General features: G+C 41.0%; 15 protein-coding genes. 9 read left to right on the top strand and 6 right to left on the bottom strand.

Annotated elements, in window-relative coordinates; all coding sequences use genetic code 11:
* Positions 1 to 28: 28 nt before the first annotated feature.
* From V6R21_RS28200 to gcvP, 4 genes are all read right to left on the bottom strand, one after another.
* Positions 29 to 601, bottom strand: coding sequence for a 50S ribosomal protein L25/general stress protein Ctc (locus V6R21_RS28200; protein ID WP_334246842.1), 573 nt, complete (start codon positions 599 to 601; stop codon positions 29 to 31).
* 276 nt (positions 602 to 877) lie between these two features.
* Entirely contained in the window at positions 878 to 1,804 is a 927-nt protein-coding gene (locus tag V6R21_RS28195) for a ribose-phosphate pyrophosphokinase (protein ID WP_334246841.1), read from the bottom strand.
* Positions 1,805 to 2,039: 235 nt separating this feature from the next.
* Positions 2,040 to 2,456, bottom strand: coding sequence for a hypothetical protein (locus V6R21_RS28190; protein ID WP_334246840.1), 417 nt, complete (start codon positions 2,454 to 2,456; stop codon positions 2,040 to 2,042).
* A gap of 175 nt (positions 2,457 to 2,631) precedes the next feature.
* The gene (gcvP, locus tag V6R21_RS28185; protein WP_334246839.1) at positions 2,632 to 5,535 is read right to left on the bottom strand and encodes an aminomethyl-transferring glycine dehydrogenase; all 2,904 of its coding nucleotides are present in this window, start codon (positions 5,533 to 5,535) and stop codon (positions 2,632 to 2,634) included.
* Positions 5,536 to 5,910: 375 nt separating this feature from the next.
* Here gcvP and V6R21_RS28180 point away from each other — a divergent pair, with 375 nt between their 5' ends.
* Positions 5,911 to 6,552: a helix-turn-helix domain-containing protein gene (locus V6R21_RS28180; RefSeq protein ID WP_334246838.1), complete on the top strand. Its 642-nt coding sequence runs from the start codon at positions 5,911 to 5,913 to the stop codon at positions 6,550 to 6,552.
* A 1-nt stretch (position 6,553) separates the two neighbouring features.
* Here the strand turns inward: V6R21_RS28180 and V6R21_RS28175 are convergent, their stop codons facing one another.
* Positions 6,554 to 6,802 (bottom strand): hypothetical protein, encoded by a 249-nt coding sequence (locus V6R21_RS28175; RefSeq protein WP_334246837.1) that lies wholly within the window; start codon positions 6,800 to 6,802, stop codon positions 6,554 to 6,556.
* Positions 6,803 to 7,367: 565 nt separating this feature from the next.
* Here V6R21_RS28175 and V6R21_RS28170 point away from each other — a divergent pair.
* The 5 genes from V6R21_RS28170 to V6R21_RS28150 all read left to right on the top strand — a co-directional run bounded on the left by V6R21_RS28170 (position 7,368) and on the right by V6R21_RS28150 (position 11,950).
* Complete coding sequence (locus V6R21_RS28170) at positions 7,368 to 8,399, top strand: serine hydrolase domain-containing protein (protein ID WP_334246836.1); 1,032 nt, start codon at positions 7,368 to 7,370, stop codon at positions 8,397 to 8,399.
* Positions 8,400 to 8,475: 76 nt separating this feature from the next.
* Complete coding sequence (locus tag V6R21_RS28165; RefSeq protein ID WP_334246835.1) at positions 8,476 to 9,387, top strand: polysaccharide deacetylase family protein; 912 nt, start codon at positions 8,476 to 8,478, stop codon at positions 9,385 to 9,387.
* Between the two features lie 279 nt (positions 9,388 to 9,666).
* A complete protein-coding gene (locus V6R21_RS28160) occupies positions 9,667 to 9,840 on the top strand; it encodes a hypothetical protein (RefSeq protein ID WP_334246834.1) in 174 nt (57 codons plus the stop codon).
* A 542-nt stretch (positions 9,841 to 10,382) separates the two neighbouring features.
* Entirely contained in the window at positions 10,383 to 11,090 is a 708-nt protein-coding gene (locus tag V6R21_RS28155; protein ID WP_334246833.1) for an SDR family oxidoreductase, read from the top strand.
* Between the two features lie 137 nt (positions 11,091 to 11,227).
* Complete coding sequence (locus V6R21_RS28150; RefSeq protein ID WP_334246832.1) at positions 11,228 to 11,950, top strand: YoaK family protein; 723 nt, start codon at positions 11,228 to 11,230, stop codon at positions 11,948 to 11,950.
* A gap of 37 nt (positions 11,951 to 11,987) precedes the next feature.
* On the opposite strand, the gene V6R21_RS28145 is transcribed toward V6R21_RS28150, so the two are convergent.
* The gene (locus V6R21_RS28145) at positions 11,988 to 13,853 is read right to left on the bottom strand and encodes a mechanosensitive ion channel family protein (protein WP_334246831.1); all 1,866 of its coding nucleotides are present in this window, start codon (positions 13,851 to 13,853) and stop codon (positions 11,988 to 11,990) included.
* Between the two features lie 539 nt (positions 13,854 to 14,392).
* On the opposite strand from V6R21_RS28145, the gene V6R21_RS28140 reads away from it, so the two are divergent.
* From V6R21_RS28140 to V6R21_RS28130, 3 genes are all read left to right on the top strand, one after another.
* Positions 14,393 to 15,601: a hypothetical protein gene (locus tag V6R21_RS28140; RefSeq protein WP_334246830.1), complete on the top strand. Its 1,209-nt coding sequence runs from the start codon at positions 14,393 to 14,395 to the stop codon at positions 15,599 to 15,601.
* A gap of 270 nt (positions 15,602 to 15,871) precedes the next feature.
* Positions 15,872 to 16,453: an RNA polymerase sigma-70 factor gene (locus V6R21_RS28135; RefSeq protein ID WP_334246829.1), complete on the top strand. Its 582-nt coding sequence runs from the start codon at positions 15,872 to 15,874 to the stop codon at positions 16,451 to 16,453.
* A gap of 115 nt (positions 16,454 to 16,568) precedes the next feature.
* Positions 16,569 to 17,537 carry a FecR family protein gene (locus tag V6R21_RS28130; RefSeq protein ID WP_334246828.1) on the top strand — a complete coding sequence of 323 codons (969 nt, stop codon included), beginning with the start codon at positions 16,569 to 16,571 and terminating at the stop codon, positions 17,535 to 17,537.
* Positions 17,538 to 17,592: the final 55 nt, after the last annotated feature.

Raw genomic sequence — 17,592 nt, 5'->3', positions numbered from 1 at the left:
GCTTTTAAATGCTTTATCGACACAATGATTATTGTGCTTTTGATTGAGCAGAACGAAGTGCTCTTGGGATCGCGATAGAAGCAATTGTAACTGATGGGTTGTAAAGGATTTCGAAATCCTTCGCCTCAACAGCTGCTACTTTCACTGATTTACCAAGATCCAAACCTTCTACAGAAACCTCAACAGTTTGAGGCATGTTAGCAGGAAGCGCTCTTACTTTCAGTTTTCTCAGTTTAGCAACCAGTTTACCACCCATTTGCAGACCAGGAGAAGTACCTACGAAAGAAACAGGGATTTCCATTTTAACTGGCTTGTCGTCTTGCAGCTCCAAGAAGTCAGCGTGCATCAGTGTCTCAGACACTGGGTGGAACTGAGTGTCCTGAATGATAGCAATTTTCTCCTCACCTTCGATGTTCAGTTTTACGAAACAAGCCTCTGGCGTGTAAACAACCTCTCTGAACAGGTACATAGGAGCGTAGAAATGTACAGGCTCACCTTTACCGTACACTACACATGGAACATTACCTTCAGCTCTCAGTCTCTTAGCAACAGTTTTGCCAAGATCAGCTCTTTTGAAGCCAACAACTTCTACAGTTTTCATCTTGTAATTCTTATGATAAATATAACATGTATTAAAGCTTCGGTACTTGATTCTGACGAACCCCATCCCGAAACATGTTGGAAATCATTAGGATATGATTTCGGGTGGCAAATTTCGCTTTTTTTACAACAAAATCAAACAGTTGAGAGGCTTTCGGTGTGAATAAATTGAAAGGAAAGGAAGTAGTACAGCTATATAACTAAAAAAGCACTCCAACGACAAAGCGTTGAAGTGCCCTATATTTTATTATCTGACGTCTAGCGTCATAGGATATTCTTAGATAAACAACGAGCTGATAGACTCGTGGTCTTGAATCTTTCTGATACCTTTAGCGAACAGGTCAGCAACGCTCAGTACACGGATCTTGTCACTTTCTTCAGCAAGTGGCAGTGTATCTGTTACGATTAGCTCTGTCAGTACCGAGTTGTTTACACGGTCATACGCAGGACCTGAAAGAACAGGGTGTGTACAAATAGCTCTAACGCTCTTAGCACCTTTTTCCATGATGATAGCAGCAGCATTAGTCAATGTACCTGCAGTATCAACAAGGTCGTCAATCAAGATCACGTCTTTGCCTTCTACATCACCGATTACTTGCATAGAAGCGATTTCATTTGCACGCTCTCTGTACTTGTCACAGATAACGATGTCAGCTTTGAAATACTTCGCATATGTACGTGCTCTCTTCGATCCTCCTACATCAGGAGATGCAAACACAAGGTTCTCAAGATTCAGACTTTGGATGTACGGTACAAAGATCGGAGAGCTTTGCAAGTGTACTACTGGAATGTCAAAGAAACCTTGGATCTGATCGGCATGAAGCTCACAAGTGATTACTCTTGAAGCACCAGCAGCAGTCAGTACGTTGGCGATCAGTTTTGCACCAATTCCAACTCTTGGTTTGTCTTTACGGTCCTGACGGGCATATCCGAAATATGGAATGATTACAGAGATTGTTGCTGCAGAAGCTCTTTTAGCTGCATCAACCATCAACAGTAGTTCCATGATATTGTCTGTCGGAGGACAAGTAGACTGAATCAGGAAGACGTCACAGCCCCTAACTGATTCATTGAAGTGAACTGACAGCTCGCCGTCACTGAAGCGTTGTGTTTCAACATTGCCCAGCGATTTCCCGTAGGAGTGAGCGATCTTTTTTGCCAAATATTCCGTTCCTGTTGCGGAGAAAATTTTAACAGAGGACATTAGATTTTCTTGAAGTTCTTACTAGAATTTTTAAGACTGTGTTATGGTAGAAGCGATTGACATACAGAATAATAGGAAATACTTATTAAAATATTCATCATTCCGTAAGGATTCTATCACATTACTTCGGCGCAAAGTTAGCAATTCATTAGGAAGAACAATCAACTGTTTAGAATTTTTAGAGTCTTATGCTGTATAAAACTGATATGCCCTCTTACACACGCTTATGATCGTATTATTCTTCCTTGTTTTTTTCTAGTTGAGCATCTATGTCTGAGGCTTTGTTAGACAGCTCAAAAGCCTGATCAAGTTTTTGGTTCATCTCATTCATGCCGGCTTCCATGGCCCGAGTAGGAAGGTGCACGGCTGCACCACGTGTCTGTTCCCTAGTGCGATCCATCATGAGTTCATCCTCCTCTTGGTCCTCACTCCAAATCTTATCGTTACTGATCGGTTGAAGGTTTATTCCAATAGGTTGAAGTGCTTTGTCAATCTGTTGGTCAAGCTCCTGCTGTTTTAGTTCGAACATACGCATGGACATATGTTCATCATCGGAGAAAGATTCATCCATATCCGTTTTTATCTGTGCTAAAGTAATAGTAGAGACGAACAGCAGCGGAATGGTCAGGATAATAAAGAATAGCTTTTTCATAGTAGTAATGTTTAATGGTTAGCCAAAAGTTTGCTTCTAACTATTAAACAAAATAAAAGGGGAGATAGAGCGAGGCAGGACTTGATAGGTAAAAAGAAAAGGCTGAGCATTCAAGTATCTATACTTGTTTGCCCAGCCTTTCAACTTATGTAAGATCTATACTGTAGGATACAGTTTAGATTACTTCTTCTTCTACATAATCAGAAACAGGGATACAGCTACACATCAGGTTCCTGTCACCGAAAACGCTGTCGATTCTTCTTACAGTAGGCCAGAACTTGTTGGCACTGACGTAAGGAAGTGGATAAACAGCTTTCTCTCTTGAGTATGGAAGTGTCCACTCTGTAGCTACAACAATCGCTTCTGTGTGAGGCGCGTTTTTCAACACGTTGTTAACCGCATCTGCTTTGCCTTCTTCTACTTCGCGAATTTCCTCTCTGATAGAGATCATTGCGTCACAGAATCTGTCAAGCTCAGCTTTATCTTCAGACTCAGTAGGCTCGATCATCATAGTACCTGGTACTGGGAATGATACAGTTGGAGCGTGGAAACCGTAGTCCATCAGACGTTTTGCGATATCCTCAACCTCAATGCCTGCAGGCTTGAACTGACGGCAATCTACGATCATCTCGTGGGCAGATCTTCCGTTAGCACCAACGTACAGAATTGGGAAGTGTTCCTTTAGTCTGTTCTGCATGTAGTTGGCATTCAGGATAGCAGTCTTAGTAGCATTAGTCAGGCCCTCACCACCCATCATTGCGATGTATGCGTAAGAGATTGGCAGAATACTCGCACTACCCCAAGGAGCCGCAGAAACCGCATGACCAGCTTTTTCACCTACATTGTTGTCGATCACTGCGTGACCTGGCAAGTAAGGAGCCAAATCTGAAACCACACCGATAGGGCCCATACCTGGTCCACCACCACCGTGAGGGATGCAGAATGTCTTGTGCAGGTTTAGGTGACAAACGTCAGCACCGATTGTTGCTGGGTTAGTCAAGCCTACCTGTGCATTCATGTTGGCACCATCCATGTAAACACGTCCGCCATTGTCGTGAATGATCTGACAGATCTCGATGATACTTTCCTCAAATACACCGTGTGTAGAAGGGTAAGTAACCATCAGTGAAGACAGGTTGTCTTTGTATTGTTCAGCTCTGGCTTTCAGGTCAGCTACATCGATGTTACCGTTTTCATCACACTTGGTAACCACCACTTTCATACCTGCCAATACAGCAGAAGCAGGGTTAGTACCGTGAGCTGATGAAGGAATCAGTACGATGTCTCTGTGTCCTTCGCCATTAGCGATATGGTAATTTCTGATTGTCAGAAGTCCTGCGTACTCACCGTTTGCACCTGAGTTAGGTTGCAGTGAGAATGCATCGAAACCTGTGATTTCACACAGCCACTGCTCTAATGCGGCAAATAGTTCCTGGTAACCAGCAGCCTGCTCTTTCGGAGCGAATGGGTGCATCTGACCGAACTCAGGCCACGTTACAGGGATCATTTCCGCAGTAGCATTCAGTTTCATTGTACATGAGCCCAGAGAGATCATAGAGTGAACCAAAGAAAGATCCTTGTTCTCCAAACGCTTCAGGTAACGAAGCATCTCATGCTCTGAGTGGTACTGGTTGAATACTGGGTGAGTCAGGAAGTCTGAAGTTCTTTGCAGACCGCCTTCTACTGCTACCTCGATGTCTGAAGCCAAAGCCTGTACATCGAATGATACTGTTTTGCCAGTAGCATCAGCGAAGATCTGTACGATCTCAGCGATGTGGCTAACATCAGTAGTTTGGTTCAGTGCGATACCAATTGTGTTGTCCGCGAAGTAACGGAAGTTGCTCTCACGCTCTTCAGCTACCTTTCTGATATTGTTTTTCACTTCTTCGCTTTCCACTGTTACTTTCAGTGTCTCGAAGAAGTTCTTGTTGTTTACTTCAAAGCCTAATTGCTCCAATGACTGTTTCAACAGCGCTGCCATGCCATGTACTCTGTAAGCGATACGCTTCAGGCCTTGTGGTCCATGGTAGACTGCATAGGCAGAAGCCATAACAGCCAACAGTACTTGTGCAGTACAGATATTGGAAGTCGCTTTCTCACGTTTGATGTGTTGCTCACGAGTCTGCAATGCCATACGGTAAGCAGGGTTGCCATCAGCATCTTGTGATACACCGATGATACGACCAGGAAGCTGACGCTTGTACTCGTCTTTAGTAGCGAAGTAACCAGCGTGAGGTCCACCGTAACCCATTGGTACACCAAAGCGTTGAGCAGAACCTACTACAGCATCAGCGCCCATTTCACCTGGAGCTTTCAGCATAACCAAAGCAAGCAGGTCAGCAGCAACAGCTACTTTTACATTGTTAGCAGCCGCATTGGCGATAAAGTCAGTGTAGTCGATTACTTCACCGTTAGTGTCAGGGTACTGTAACAGGATTCCGAACAACTCAGGGTCTGTTAAGTCCAGTGTGTTGTAGTCACCAACGACTACCTCAATACCAAGAGGTTCTGCCCTAGTGATCATCACGTCGATGGTCTGTGGGTGACAAGTCTGCGAAACAAAGAACTTGGTCGCTTTTTTCTTGTCTTTCTTCTTGGTAGAGAAGAAAAGGTTCATAGCTTCAGACGCAGCAGTACCTTCGTCAAGCAGGGATGCGTTAGCAATCTCCATACCTGTCAGGTCGGTCAGCATAGTCTGGAAGTTCAGGAGCATTTCCAAACGTCCTTGGGCAATCTCAGCTTGATAAGGAGTATAAGCTGTGTACCATCCTGGGTTCTCCATGATATTACGCAAGATCACGCCCGGTACGATGGTGTTGTAGTAACCCATACCAATGTAAGACTTGAAAATGCGGTTTTTCTGAGCCAGTTTCTTGAAGCTTTTCAGGAACTGGTACTCCGTCTGAGGAGCAGGAAGGTTCAGCGCCTTGTTCAGGCGGATTTGAGCAGGAACTGTTTCGTTGATGAGCTCATCTACTGAGGCTACGCCAATAACCTTCAGCATTTCTTCAATTTGAGTATGGTTGGGGCTGTTGTGCCTTTCCTCAAATTTTTCAAAGTTGTTCAGATCGATCTTCATTACCAAAAGAGGTTAGCAGTATTTATTTGAGTAAATGGAACAGGCTTAAATCCCTGCTCTCTGCACCTGTGCAGTTATAGAGAGTATGGTAAATTGTTCCCGCACCCTCCCGCATTGGCGGGGCAAATATAAAAAGTAAATGAATCAATATATGATTTACTTTATAAATATTGTGAATGTGTTGATTCTTGCTTTACAGCTAACAGTAAAAACGGCTAATAGGTTGCGTATCAAAGTAGTATTGTCCCTTTTTAGGGAAGCATGATGAATGTTACCCCTATTGAAAATAACCCATTAGCTTACACTGTCAAAAGAAATAGGGACAAACTTCAAGGTTACAGCGTCCGTTTAGCCCATAAATAACGCCCCTATGTCATGCACCTTACCCTTTCTCAAAGACAGCAAATCGAGCACCTGCTAACGGAAGGCACAAGCCAGACTGTGATAGCCCATGTACTTGGTGTACATCGCTCAACGGTCAGCAGGGAGATTAGTCGTAATACCTGTCCTGACAGTAAGGTATATAAGGCTGACTATGCTGAGCAGATAAAAAGGAGCAGGAGACATAAAGCCAATGCATTGCGGAAGAGACGCAGCTGGGTGGCTAGTTCCCTTTGCTGGCGCTACCTTGGTCGCTTTGGGGCAAGGGGTATTTACTTCCACTCTAGCCCACATCTGCGGCGCTTCCCTCCTTTTGAGATGACCTTCAACTTCTCCCCTAGAAATAACCATTACCTGCCAGCCTATCGTTTCCGCCCTAATCTACGGCACTATATACCCACTGACTGGTTACATGCCGACGTAATGCAGTATGTGCGAAACCACCGCAACTATTGGCACCGGAAGTGGCTAGCACCTGTAGGTGTAAGGCAGGCTGTACCGGAACAGCTGGTAACCACAGCAGAAAAGCAGCCCGAAGCGGATCAGTCCAACCTCATTTTATCGGTCTTGATGACCGATAGCCACTACGGCTGGAATGGGATTGGTTTGTCCTTATCTCAAAAAATGGGAGCATAATCTATCTACCCTCTTCTTTTTCTTTTGCGAAAGCCGGCAGTTTGTCGGCTTTTCTTACATCTGGGTTTGCTGTCAGTTGGAATATGGCCAGGTGCAGCCTGCTATTGCCTAGTGCGAATACCTTTCGTTGTCTTGTTGCATTTCGAAGATGAATAATGGAAGCGGTGAATTGTTGAAGTGCACTCAATGTCGCCAACTTAACAATACAATCTCTTGTAGGAATAGCGCTAGGCACTGTTCTATCATTCACAGACAAACCATAGTACGTGTTGCGTGAATCATCTCTAGTCGCGCGAAATTGAAGTGTGATATACAAGTTCGCTTAAATCGACAACTTTGGGATAGGCCTTTTCTGTTCTAATTTCTGAAGCTTCTAGCTCATTGAAGCGAGATGTTCACAGTTTGAAAGGACGTAGCATCTGCTACGACCAGTAGAACAAGACTTCTCCGCCAATATGCTTCATTCAAATTATAAACGACTTACAATCCCCACTATCAGTTTATTAAATCTTGGATTAGTTCTATATTGAGAATTATTTAGCTTGAACCAGCAAAGGTGTAAGCTGAATAATTTAAAGAATATGGAAAATGAAAAACATAGGGTATTAGGAGTTTATTCGGTACTGCAACTGGAGGTGTATTAGGTGTGTTGAGTGATAAATTTAGCTATTAGGAAATAGCTATAGGTGTTGGGGTAGGAGCATCTATAATTCAAAAGAAGAAAAAAGATAAAGCAGATTAAATAAATAATAAACACAAAGTAAGGCAGGTAAATTATGAGCCATTTAACAAATGGTGCGTGGTCCTGAAATAATATGAAAAAGAAAAAGGCAATAATTAGGGCAATGCTATTTATTGGCACTATAACATCCATGTTCTTCGTTCCATGGGTTTTGGTATGGGCGTGGATATTACCAATGCCAGATACAGTTCAAGCACAATTGAACGAAGCAATTGAGCATGGGTTTGATGGAATTATTGTCTATGTAGACAAAGCTGGCCAGTCACCAGCCTTTTATGCAGCTGGTTGGCATGACCGAAAAAATAAAATACCGGCCAATCCCGAAGCTTTATTCAAAATTGCTAGCATTAGCAAGTTATATACGGCTGTTGTAGTCACCAAATTGGTAAATGATGGACGTTTGTCTTTGGATAAAACACTGGCTGATTATTGTCCTGAACTTGTGGGAAGAATTGAAAATGCTGAGAAAATCACCTTGCGTATGCTGGTGCAGCATAGGAGTGGTATTCCTAACTATACGGACACTTATAATTATTGGGCAAGTCCAAAAGAAAGCAATAAAGAAAACCTTGAATTAGTTCTAGACTTGCCTGCTAATTTTGAACCAGGAGAAGCCTATGAATACTGCAATACGAATTATTTATTGCTTTCTCAAATAATGGATAAGGTGTTGGGATATGCTCATTTCCAGTTTATTCAGGAAGAAATTTTAAACCGACTTAAGCTTACAAATACATTTGGGTCAATTAGTGAAGTGAATATAGATGATGTGATGAGTGGTTACCATGTTGGATACCCTTTAGATTTAAAGAATGACAAGCAGGGAATGTTAGCGACAGCTGAGGATGTAGGTATATTCATAAGGGCATTAAACAATGGGTCATTGTTCGATGAAGGGGAGCAGGAAATCTATTCGTCTATTTATGTCTATGATCATACAGGTTTGGTTCCTGGTTATCAGAGTATTGCTAAATACCATAAAGATATCGATGCGGTTGTTATTCAATTTACTAATCCAACTTATTTTGAAGGTTACAACTGGAATTTATCAGAAATTGTATACAGCCGTATTGTGAAAATATTGAGAGGCGAAAGCGCTATTTAAACTAAAAACAGCTAGCCACTCATTGTGTAATCCATTCAGAATGTGTTTTTATATGGGTAGTTTATCATTAGGAAAGATGAAAAAAATATTAGTTGTATTACTCGGAATGCTTGTAACTATATCATCCTGCAAGGAGAAGGATGAGTTTATGGGCTTTTCCTATCCAGAAGGCAAGTACAAATCGCTAATCATGAGTTATGATGATGGTACAATTGAAGATATTCAATTAGTGAATTTGTTTGACCAGCATCATATCGTAGGTACTTTTAATCTGAATTCGGCTTATATTGGTGCTACACGTGGATGGCCTCAAGAAAATGGAGATACCATTTTTCAAAAATATGTTCCGAAAGAGACGCTGATGTCGCTTTACAAAAAACATGAAATTGCAGCTCATGGAGCCTTGCACAAAGACTTTCTGAAAGTATCTGATAAAGAAATTTTGGAAGAAATCAGTACAGATGTTTCAACATTGTCAGAGCTGACAGGTAGAGAAATTATTAGTATGGCTTACCCATTTGGAAACACAAGTGATCATATAGCTGAATTGGTGTCTACTACTGGTATTACCAATGCCAGAACTGTTGCAGATACTTATCAATTTGACTTGCCTACTAACTATCTGAAATGGAATCCTACTTGTCATGATAGTAAAGTACTGGATTATTTGGATGACTATCTGGCAATAGATAAGCCCGAATTATCCCTGTTTTATGTTTGGGGGCATTCTTGGGAATTTAAGGATGAAAGCAGGTGGGATATCATGGTGAAGTTTTGTGAAAAGATTGGGGCTAAAGAAGATATCTGGTATGTGGGGACTGGTGAGTTTACGGATTATATGAAGGCAATAAAAAATATAGAATTTGAAGCAGACAAGATTACTAATCCGACTGACAACAAGCCTGTATGGATTAAATTGTCCTCAGGATTTAAAGAACTTCAACCAGGAGAAGAGCAGGCCATAAAGCTTGTAGCTGATGAAGACTAAACCTACACAAGACGAAGAAAAAATGCTGTGATCTAGATTACTAACCCAAGAATGCGAACAGTAGTGGTTTTTGAACTTTTATTTAAGTGAAGCGTATGCTTTACTATATGTTCTGAGTAATAATACTAATACACTAGCAAATGCAAGTAGGAGTTTAATTACAATGGAATTGTCGGTGTTAAAGTGTTTATAGGCAGTTTGTAGAATATTGGGTTAGTGTGTTGAGAATGACTAAGCTTTAACAAAATATAGTTAAGCGTATGGGTAATTTAAAAAAATATGGAAAACGAAAAACATATAGTGTTAGGAGTTTTATTCGGTACTGCCATTGGAAGTATTATAGGTGTGCTGAGTGATAATTTAGCTTTATGGATCAGTTTGGGAATAGCTATAGGTGCTGGAGTAGGAACATCTATAGGTAGTCAAAAAAAGAAAAAAGGTAAAGCTGATTGAATCAATAATGAAAATGTAGTAAAACAGTTGACGTTAAAGATCTAGTTCTATTTCGTATATGGTCAACTCCTAGCTGATCTTTGTGTTTTTCTTAGACCAATGGAGAGTGTTATGCATAAATGTACGGTTGGAGATTATAAATCATAAATTAAAAATGCGATATAGCCTTCTTTAGCGTCATTTGCTATTTTTTTGTACCAATTTATAACTTCTTTACAGCCTTCACTGCTTTTGCTAATGGTACTCTAGGTGCTGGAAGTGTAGCGTATAATGGGGTGACTTATACAGCTAACTAGATATGTTAGAAGGTATTTGAGACAGAAAAATAAGGTCGGAGGAAAACCCTTCGGCCTTTTTCGTTTCAACTGATTTCCTTTTTGAAATGACTATGGCTTTATAGCATCTAAAGAATTCATTATGCAAATCTATTGGTAATAAGTATTCTAAAATTTTGGATTAGTATTATCTTAAAAAGCTCAATGCTTGTAGAGATAAAAACGAAAGAATAAACCAGTCTCTTCAAAAACTAAAATGATGAAATCATGGAGAAACAAAAGGTAACAGTGGTTACTGGTGGTGCACAGGGTATTGGAAAGGCTATATGTGATGCATTTGTTGCGCAGGGTGTAGCTGTTTGCACCATTGATATATTGGATAATGACTACTTTGTCGGAGACATTGCGGATGAACAAGTACTCAGAAGTTTTGCTGCCAAAGTGATCTCAGATTATGGAAAGGTAGACTACTTGATCAACAACGCGTGTATATCCCGTGGGGGACTTAATACTTGCTCCTACGAAGATTTCAATTATGTACTTCGTATAGGTGTTTCTGCTCCTTTTCTTTTGACTCAGTTGCTTCAGGATCATTTCAATACACCGGCAAGTATTGTCAATATCTCATCTACACGTCAGCTAATGAGTCAGGCAGACACTGAAAGCTATACAGCAGCCAAGGGAGGTATTGATGCCCTGACCCATGCCATGGCTATCACCTTAGCTGGTAAGGCACGCGTCAATGCGATTTCGCCAGGTTGGATCGATACAACCAACACTGAATTTGAAGGACCCGATGCGAGTCAGCACCCTGTTGGTCGTGTGGGCAACCCATTAGACATTGTTAATACGGTTATGTTTCTGTGCGATAGCAAGAGCAGTTTTATTACAGGACAAAATATTACTGTAGATGGCGGCATGACCAAGCTGATGGTGTACCACAATGATTTCGGTTGGGCTTATAAACCAGAATAAACGGAAAGTAGGCTAGATTCTTTGAAGTTCCTGTTTGGGATGGCGTTGTTAAAAAATAACTGTGGTAGCCTGCTTTGTGACCTTTACTCAAACCTAAATTTTATTGTTAAACCCATTTTGAAACCGCATCAAGCTGAATGTTTAGACATCAGGGGAAAAGTAGGACGATAAAGCATAACCTACAGATTGCCGTTGTTTTATCTTTTGTGGCAGGGATTGTAAATGTGACGGGCTTATTGTCCATTCAAACATTAACGACCAATGTGACGGGGCACTTTGCCCTCTTTATCAGCAATGTGGCAAGCTTTGAGTTTTGGAAGGCTGGACTTTACTTTCTATATATTTTGTCATTCCTGTTCGGCTCGTTTGTGTCAGGTTTATTGATGGCGAAGTCGAAGGAGAATAAGAAGTTGAATGTTTTTGTACTCCCTATCGCCATTGAAAGTCTTTTTTTGGTAGGGGTTGCTATTTTAAGTCAAATGACCGAGCCTTACCTGACTGCTTGTATGCTGCTTTTCACAATGGGTTTACAAAACTCATATGTTACAAGAATCTCTAATACTGTGGTACGGACGACGCACCTGACCGGACTGTTTACAGATCTAGGTATCGAACTGTCACAATTGTTTTTTCCAGCTTCCCATCCTCAGCAACAAAAAATCAGGTCAACCATCAAACTGCGTATCTATATCATTTCCTTTTTCTTTCTTGGAGGGATAAGTGGAGCTTTTTTGTTCTTAGGAATTGACTTGAAAACCAATACGCTTATTGCTGGAGCTGTTATTCTACAAGCCAGCTTATTTTATGATGATTTCAGGTTTCGGCTGATTCAAATCCAGCGGCGAAACAAGAGAAAGTAAGCCCAAGATTATCAAGGTTGTATCCTGAAGTATAACATCACTCCTCTTCCCTACCTTTTTCTTTTTCTATTCTTACATTAAATGCAGGTGGCCTATAGTCAGGTGGCAAGTACTGAGCAGGAATGGTGGTTGTATTTCCATCCCGTTTGGCATGGAACTGAGGTGACATGATCTCCACTCCTGCCTCATTGAAGGCATCTTGAATATTGGCGTGTAATTCTGAGTAGATTCGGGCAGCAATGGATTCTTGATCTGTGAAAGCATTGAGTTGATAACTGACGTAATAGTCATCAAGACTAGTTTGAAACACAAAAGGAGGCTGATCTTGCTTGATATGCTCAGTCTTTAAGGCTGCAGCAATCAGGAGTTCGTGTACTTGTCTCCAAGGTACATCATAGCCAATGGTAATGGTTGTGTTCAGAATTAGCCCGATGCTCCGTGCGTTAGCGCTGTAGTTGATGGTACTTCCACTCAAAATTGTGGAGTTGGGAATGGTGATGTCTTCATTCTTGATGGTACGGACTCTGGTAACCAGCAATGTTTTTTCTAGAACGTCTCCAGTGACCTCCCCTATTTTGACACGATCTCCAATCTGGAAAGGCCGCATATAGGTAATAACTAGTCCTGCAATAATATTACTGATAGCAGAAGACGAGCCAAGTGAGATGAGTAACCCAAAGAATACACTTACTCCCTGAAAAGCGGGTGAGTCACTGCCGGGCAAGTATGGGAAGATTACAATAAAGGCAAACGCATAGAGAATAATACGGAGCAAGCTGAAGGTTGGCAGTGCCCATTCAGGATAGAAGCCAGGTATTTGAAGTTTGTCATCTCTGATCTCTTTAGAAAGAAAATGCAGGAAGCTGACAAAATAGTGTGTAATCAAAATGATAGTCAGGATTGTAAACAGGGTAGGAATGTAATCAAAAATAGCCGTGAGAAAAGTCTCCAGCGGATTGAGAACATAACCTATTAAGGTCATGGCAATGCCTTTGGTAGTTGGGAAAATACCAAATACTAAAGGTAGTGCCAGGTAGACAATAATGGCAATGGTTATCCACTTCATTACCCTTAAGAGTGCCCTGACCAGTTTGGCTTGTTGTTCCTGTGAAAGAAACTCATAGTCATTGAACTTAATCCCCTTAAGGTACTGTCTACACTTACTCATCACCCAGTTATTCAGGCGGGTAAAGCCTTTGTTCATATACTTTATACTGAGGTAAAGTATTGCGAGTACCAGTAGCATTAGTGCTACCCTTCCTAAAGTATATAGCCAACCTGACTGCTTGTAATAGGTGTTGATATGTTTCTTGAGAATACGGGCATATTGATCGGCTGTCTTTTGACGGTTATGGGACATCCAGAAGGCATCTTGATCAGTGACACTCATGATGATCATGGTATCATACATCACATCATGGCTTTCCATGCCCTCATAAACGTTTATTTTGGTTGAATCAAAAACACCTTGATCAATAAGCGCTTCCACTTTTTGCTCTATGTTTTTAGCACGGTCAGCAGGTGTGAGAGGCCCAAGCTTGGAGTAGATATAGAATAGAGTGTCTTCAAAAGAAACAACAGGAGCACCTTTTGTGAGCGCACGTAAAGAGTCTACTTGCTGTCTGATTCGTATTTTATGTTGCTCAAGGGTCTCTTTCAGTAGCTTTCGCTTACTTAACAGGTTGTTTCGGGTTACGCTGTCATCAGAAAGGTTACCGATCTTCAGCTCTATCGTTTTCAGGTCAAGACTGTCCTTGGTGTGGATAGAGTCATATTTTTCTATCAGTCTCAGTACCTGTTCCTGTCTTAGGTGAAGGGAGTCAGTCTGAGTATAGCCTTGTAGTGCAGTGAGGACAAAAAGCAAACAGAGGGTTACCTTGATAAAAGTATTGGTGAGTGGCATAAGTTGAGCAGGGACTTAAGTATAGGTAGTAATATGCTGCAAGGGATGCAGCAAACTGTTGTTGATAGCTTTCATAAAACAATAGAAAGTGAGGAGGAAGTTCAGATATAAAGAAAGCATACCAACAAAACCAATTATCAGATTCAAAATACTGTTTGTTATAGCTGTATTACCAAAACCTTACCATTGTTATCAAATCGTTAAACCTGTCCATTCGGAGATTTTCATATAGGTGTGTCCGCTCGTGAGTTCTACTATAGGTTAAAAAAAGGAAAAGTAACCATAACCATCAGATGGCTATGTTTGTAACAATGTGCTTTATGTTTGGTGATTGATACCTTGAGAGGTATGATCATAAGCTATGTGTGTGTTGTTTTTAGGGAAGTGTATACGTTAGCCAAGCTGGTTATCTTCAATTCAATTTCTTTTTAGGACTATCTCATATGGCTGTTGATCGAATAAAGCTACCAACCTTGTAATAGCCAATGAGAAGTGATCAACCCTGAACATTATAAATATGAATCTTTAAAATAATAACCATGAAAACTTTTAATCTTTGGCTTTTAGTCATTTGTGGAGTGATGACTTTTGGGTGTTCTGATGAGACACTTGAAGCTGTTACTCCAGAGGCAACTACTGCCGTAACTCAAGATGATGCTTCTCTGAGGACTACTGGAACTGTAAACTATACCTCCCAAGAAGACCTTGCTGATTTTTTCTCAACATACGGCTTTATAGAGCCTGATGATGTTTATTTAAATAGAACTGCATCTAAGTCAGGATATACTTCAGTATATGGTTTTAATATACCATCAGGCAATCAGCAGATTGGTTTCAAGTGGAATGCTGATGATACCCAAACGGAAAAGTGGTACCCTCAGGGAGTAGGTGGTTTCAATTGGAATGGCAGAAGGTATGTGGTAGTGTCATGGTATGCCAAAGATTATTATAAAGGCTCAAGGGTATCACTGGTTGATATCACAGATATGAGTAATATAAAATACCGCCATATCCTTTTGGTGCAGAGCCGAACGACTCAAACGTCCAGCGAATATACACAGTTGGAGACCTTCAGGCCGGTTGATATACACGCTGGTGGGGTGGCATGTCATAATGGAAAGTTGTTTGTCGCCAGTACAAATTTGGGAATCAGGGTATTTGACCTGACAAAAATCATTGAGGTGAACTATACGGATGCAGGTACCATTTGTGGATGGGATGAATCTAGCAACCAGATATATGCATTAGGCTATCGATACATCCTGCCTCAGGTTGGCTATTACTCAATATCAGAAGGTGATCCTTTCTCTTGCTTGTCGCTAAGTTATGGCATTAATGACAGTGACTTAAGGTTAACTACGGGGCAGTATTTGACTTCTGGAAGTCCTGTAATTAATTCTTTCTACGTGGATTCAAATGGAGATATCGATACCTCAATCGCTCCTGAAATTATAGCCCCTGAAGATAAATATGAAGGACCTGTTTACAGGGTACAAGGCGCATTTACCAGATATGGCAAAAGCTTTTTAATCCATACCGGAAATAGTTCATATGAAGGCTCTACAGCGAGACTAAGCAAAGCAGTAGAAGGTAGCACAACTGTTCGTTACCGTTGGCCACATGGTGCTGAAGATTTGTATTATGAATCGTCTACTGGGCTATTGTGGAATGTAACAGAATATCCGACTTCTAAATATGGAACGGATAACCGCTGTGTGTTTGCAGTAAAATTGGAGGATTATTGGTAGAATCAAATTATTTGACCTGCCACCTGAATAAACAATGACGCTCAGGTTCTAAAGATTGACTTCTATTTGGAGGTGCTTTAGAGCCTGAGCTTTTCTCTAGTGTTTGGGCGTAGTCAATAGGCTACAATGCACGGTTCTTAAGAGATGATAAGTTGAACGACCCTGTAAAAATTAAACATTTCATAACTTTAATTATAAAGAAGATTTGGCTGTCATTTATCAACTTTCGAAGTCAATTGTAGGACATATCATATTCAATCCACTATGAACATGTCGAAAGAAACGCATAAAGAAGCAGACTTGTCATTGCTGCAAGACCTAAAAAAAGGCTCTTGGAAGGCTTTTGAAGGCTTATACAATAAGTACTGGGAACGACTTTACCATATCAGTCAATCCATTACCCAAGATGAGGACTTCAGTAAAGATATCGTGCAGGAAATCTTCATGGACTTATGGAACAGGCGAAAGGAGCTGGAGGTGAAAAATGTTTATGCCTACCTGTATCAAGCTTCAAAATATCGTCTGATTGAACATATCCGTAAGGAAAAGCTACAGCAGAACTATCTGGACCAGTTCAATGAAGTTTTGGAAACCAATTGTGTAGAGGATGATTTCTACTATCAGGAGCTTCAGGAAGAAGTGAAAAAAAGTCTGATGAACTTACCTCCTAAATGTCAGAAGGTTTTCTACCTGAGCCGCTACGAACACCTTTCCAATCAGGAGATCGCCCAAAAGCTACAGATCTCAAAGAGCACAGTAGAAAACCAGATCAACAAGGCTCTGAACCACCTGAGAAATAGTCCCGAATTGCAGTTTGCTGTTATGGTGCTGCTGATAGTGGCAAAGCTATAATGATGTTACCAAATCCTTACCATTGTTATCAAATCGTTAAACCTGCCTATTTGGAGATTTTTGTATAGGTGTACCGGCTTGCGAGTTCTACTATAGAGCAAAAGGCACAAATGCGATGATAAACGAAAAAGAGTTCGATATAATATTAGAGAAGTATCTGTCAGGAAGCGCGACAGCTGAGGAGGGAGAGTTGGTAGACCGTTGGTTCCAACAGTCTCATAAGACAGTGCCTGTAGGTGGTGAAGAGGATTTATCCCCTATTCGTGAGGAAATCTTACAGCGAATCAAGGCAAATCTTAAGGAAGAGCCTAAGACTGTCAGAATAGCTCCTCGTACTATCGCAACCAATTTGTGGAAATATGCAGCAGTAATTCTGCTTTTGATTATTGGAGGGTATAACCTATACCAAAGCCATATGACCTATACTGAGCCTAACTGGATCACCAAATCCACTCAGAATGGACAGCAGTTGGAGCTTATATTGGAGGATGGTACCCACGTGATGCTCAATGCGGCATCCAGTATCAGTTTTCCTGAAAAGTTTGCAAAAGATCATCGTTCGGTAAAAATGACTGGTGAAGTATTCTTCAAAGTAAACCGGGATACTGAGCGTCCATTTACCATTCATACGGCTTCCTTGGTAACGCAAGTATTGGGCACCTCATTCAATGTAAAATCATATGAAGAAGAACTTCCTAAAGTAAGTGTACTGGAAGGAAAAGTGAAGGTACATACGCCTTTACAGCCTGAAGATGGGGTGGTACTGGTAGCCAATCAGGAAGCTTTGCTTACCGCAGAAGGCGCTTTGAAAAAACAGCAATCCAATATAAATGCAGTACTGGCCTGGAAGTCAGGAGTAATAAGTTTGGAAAATACTTCTCTGAAGGAAGTAGCTAGAATCATCCAAAGGGTATATGATAAGCAAGTCACTTTTGAATCTCAGGAATTGGGAGAGCTCACCATTTCAGGAAGGTTCAAGCATGACAAGTTATCAAACCTGTTGAATCAGATATGCTTTATCAAAAAACTAGGTTGGGAGTTGGCTGAAGACAATTCCATTAAGCTTAAAAATACTCATAACTAGAAAGCCTATGTAACAGATCACTTACTACTTTCTTTTAAGAACCAGACGTTGGATT

The organism is Limibacter armeniacum (genome assembly GCF_036880985.1).
GTDB classification, from domain to species: domain Bacteria; phylum Bacteroidota; class Bacteroidia; order Cytophagales; family Flammeovirgaceae; genus Limibacter; species Limibacter armeniacum.
Note: the sequence above shows the minus strand (reverse complement) of the source record. Positions and strands in the feature narration are given on the sequence as shown.

What these genes read in the sequence shown, in the direction of transcription:
- V6R21_RS28140 (WP_334246830.1), top strand. Translation starts at nt 14,393, where the DNA reads ATGAAAACTTTTAATCTTTGGCTTTTAGTCATTTGTGGAGTGATGACT.
- V6R21_RS28190 (WP_334246840.1), bottom strand. Translation starts at nt 2,456, where the DNA reads ATGAAAAAGCTATTCTTTATTATCCTGACCATTCCGCTGCTGTTCGTC.
- V6R21_RS28180 (WP_334246838.1), top strand. Translation starts at nt 5,911, where the DNA reads ATGCACCTTACCCTTTCTCAAAGACAGCAAATCGAGCACCTGCTAACG.
- V6R21_RS28170 (WP_334246836.1), top strand. Translation starts at nt 7,368, where the DNA reads ATGAAAAAGAAAAAGGCAATAATTAGGGCAATGCTATTTATTGGCACT.
- V6R21_RS28165 (WP_334246835.1), top strand. Translation starts at nt 8,476, where the DNA reads ATGAAAAAAATATTAGTTGTATTACTCGGAATGCTTGTAACTATATCA.
- V6R21_RS28200 (WP_334246842.1), bottom strand. Translation starts at nt 601, where the DNA reads ATGAAAACTGTAGAAGTTGTTGGCTTCAAAAGAGCTGATCTTGGCAAA.
- V6R21_RS28145 (WP_334246831.1), bottom strand. Translation starts at nt 13,853, where the DNA reads ATGCCACTCACCAATACTTTTATCAAGGTAACCCTCTGTTTGCTTTTT.
- V6R21_RS28155 (WP_334246833.1), top strand. Translation starts at nt 10,383, where the DNA reads ATGGAGAAACAAAAGGTAACAGTGGTTACTGGTGGTGCACAGGGTATT.
- V6R21_RS28160 (WP_334246834.1), top strand. Translation starts at nt 9,667, where the DNA reads ATGGAAAACGAAAAACATATAGTGTTAGGAGTTTTATTCGGTACTGCC.
- V6R21_RS28195 (WP_334246841.1), bottom strand. Translation starts at nt 1,804, where the DNA reads ATGTCCTCTGTTAAAATTTTCTCCGCAACAGGAACGGAATATTTGGCA.
- gcvP (WP_334246839.1), bottom strand. Translation starts at nt 5,535, where the DNA reads ATGAAGATCGATCTGAACAACTTTGAAAAATTTGAGGAAAGGCACAAC.
- V6R21_RS28130 (WP_334246828.1), top strand. Translation starts at nt 16,569, where the DNA reads ATGATAAACGAAAAAGAGTTCGATATAATATTAGAGAAGTATCTGTCA.
- V6R21_RS28135 (WP_334246829.1), top strand. Translation starts at nt 15,872, where the DNA reads ATGTCGAAAGAAACGCATAAAGAAGCAGACTTGTCATTGCTGCAAGAC.
- V6R21_RS28150 (WP_334246832.1), top strand. Translation starts at nt 11,228, where the DNA reads ATGTTTAGACATCAGGGGAAAAGTAGGACGATAAAGCATAACCTACAG.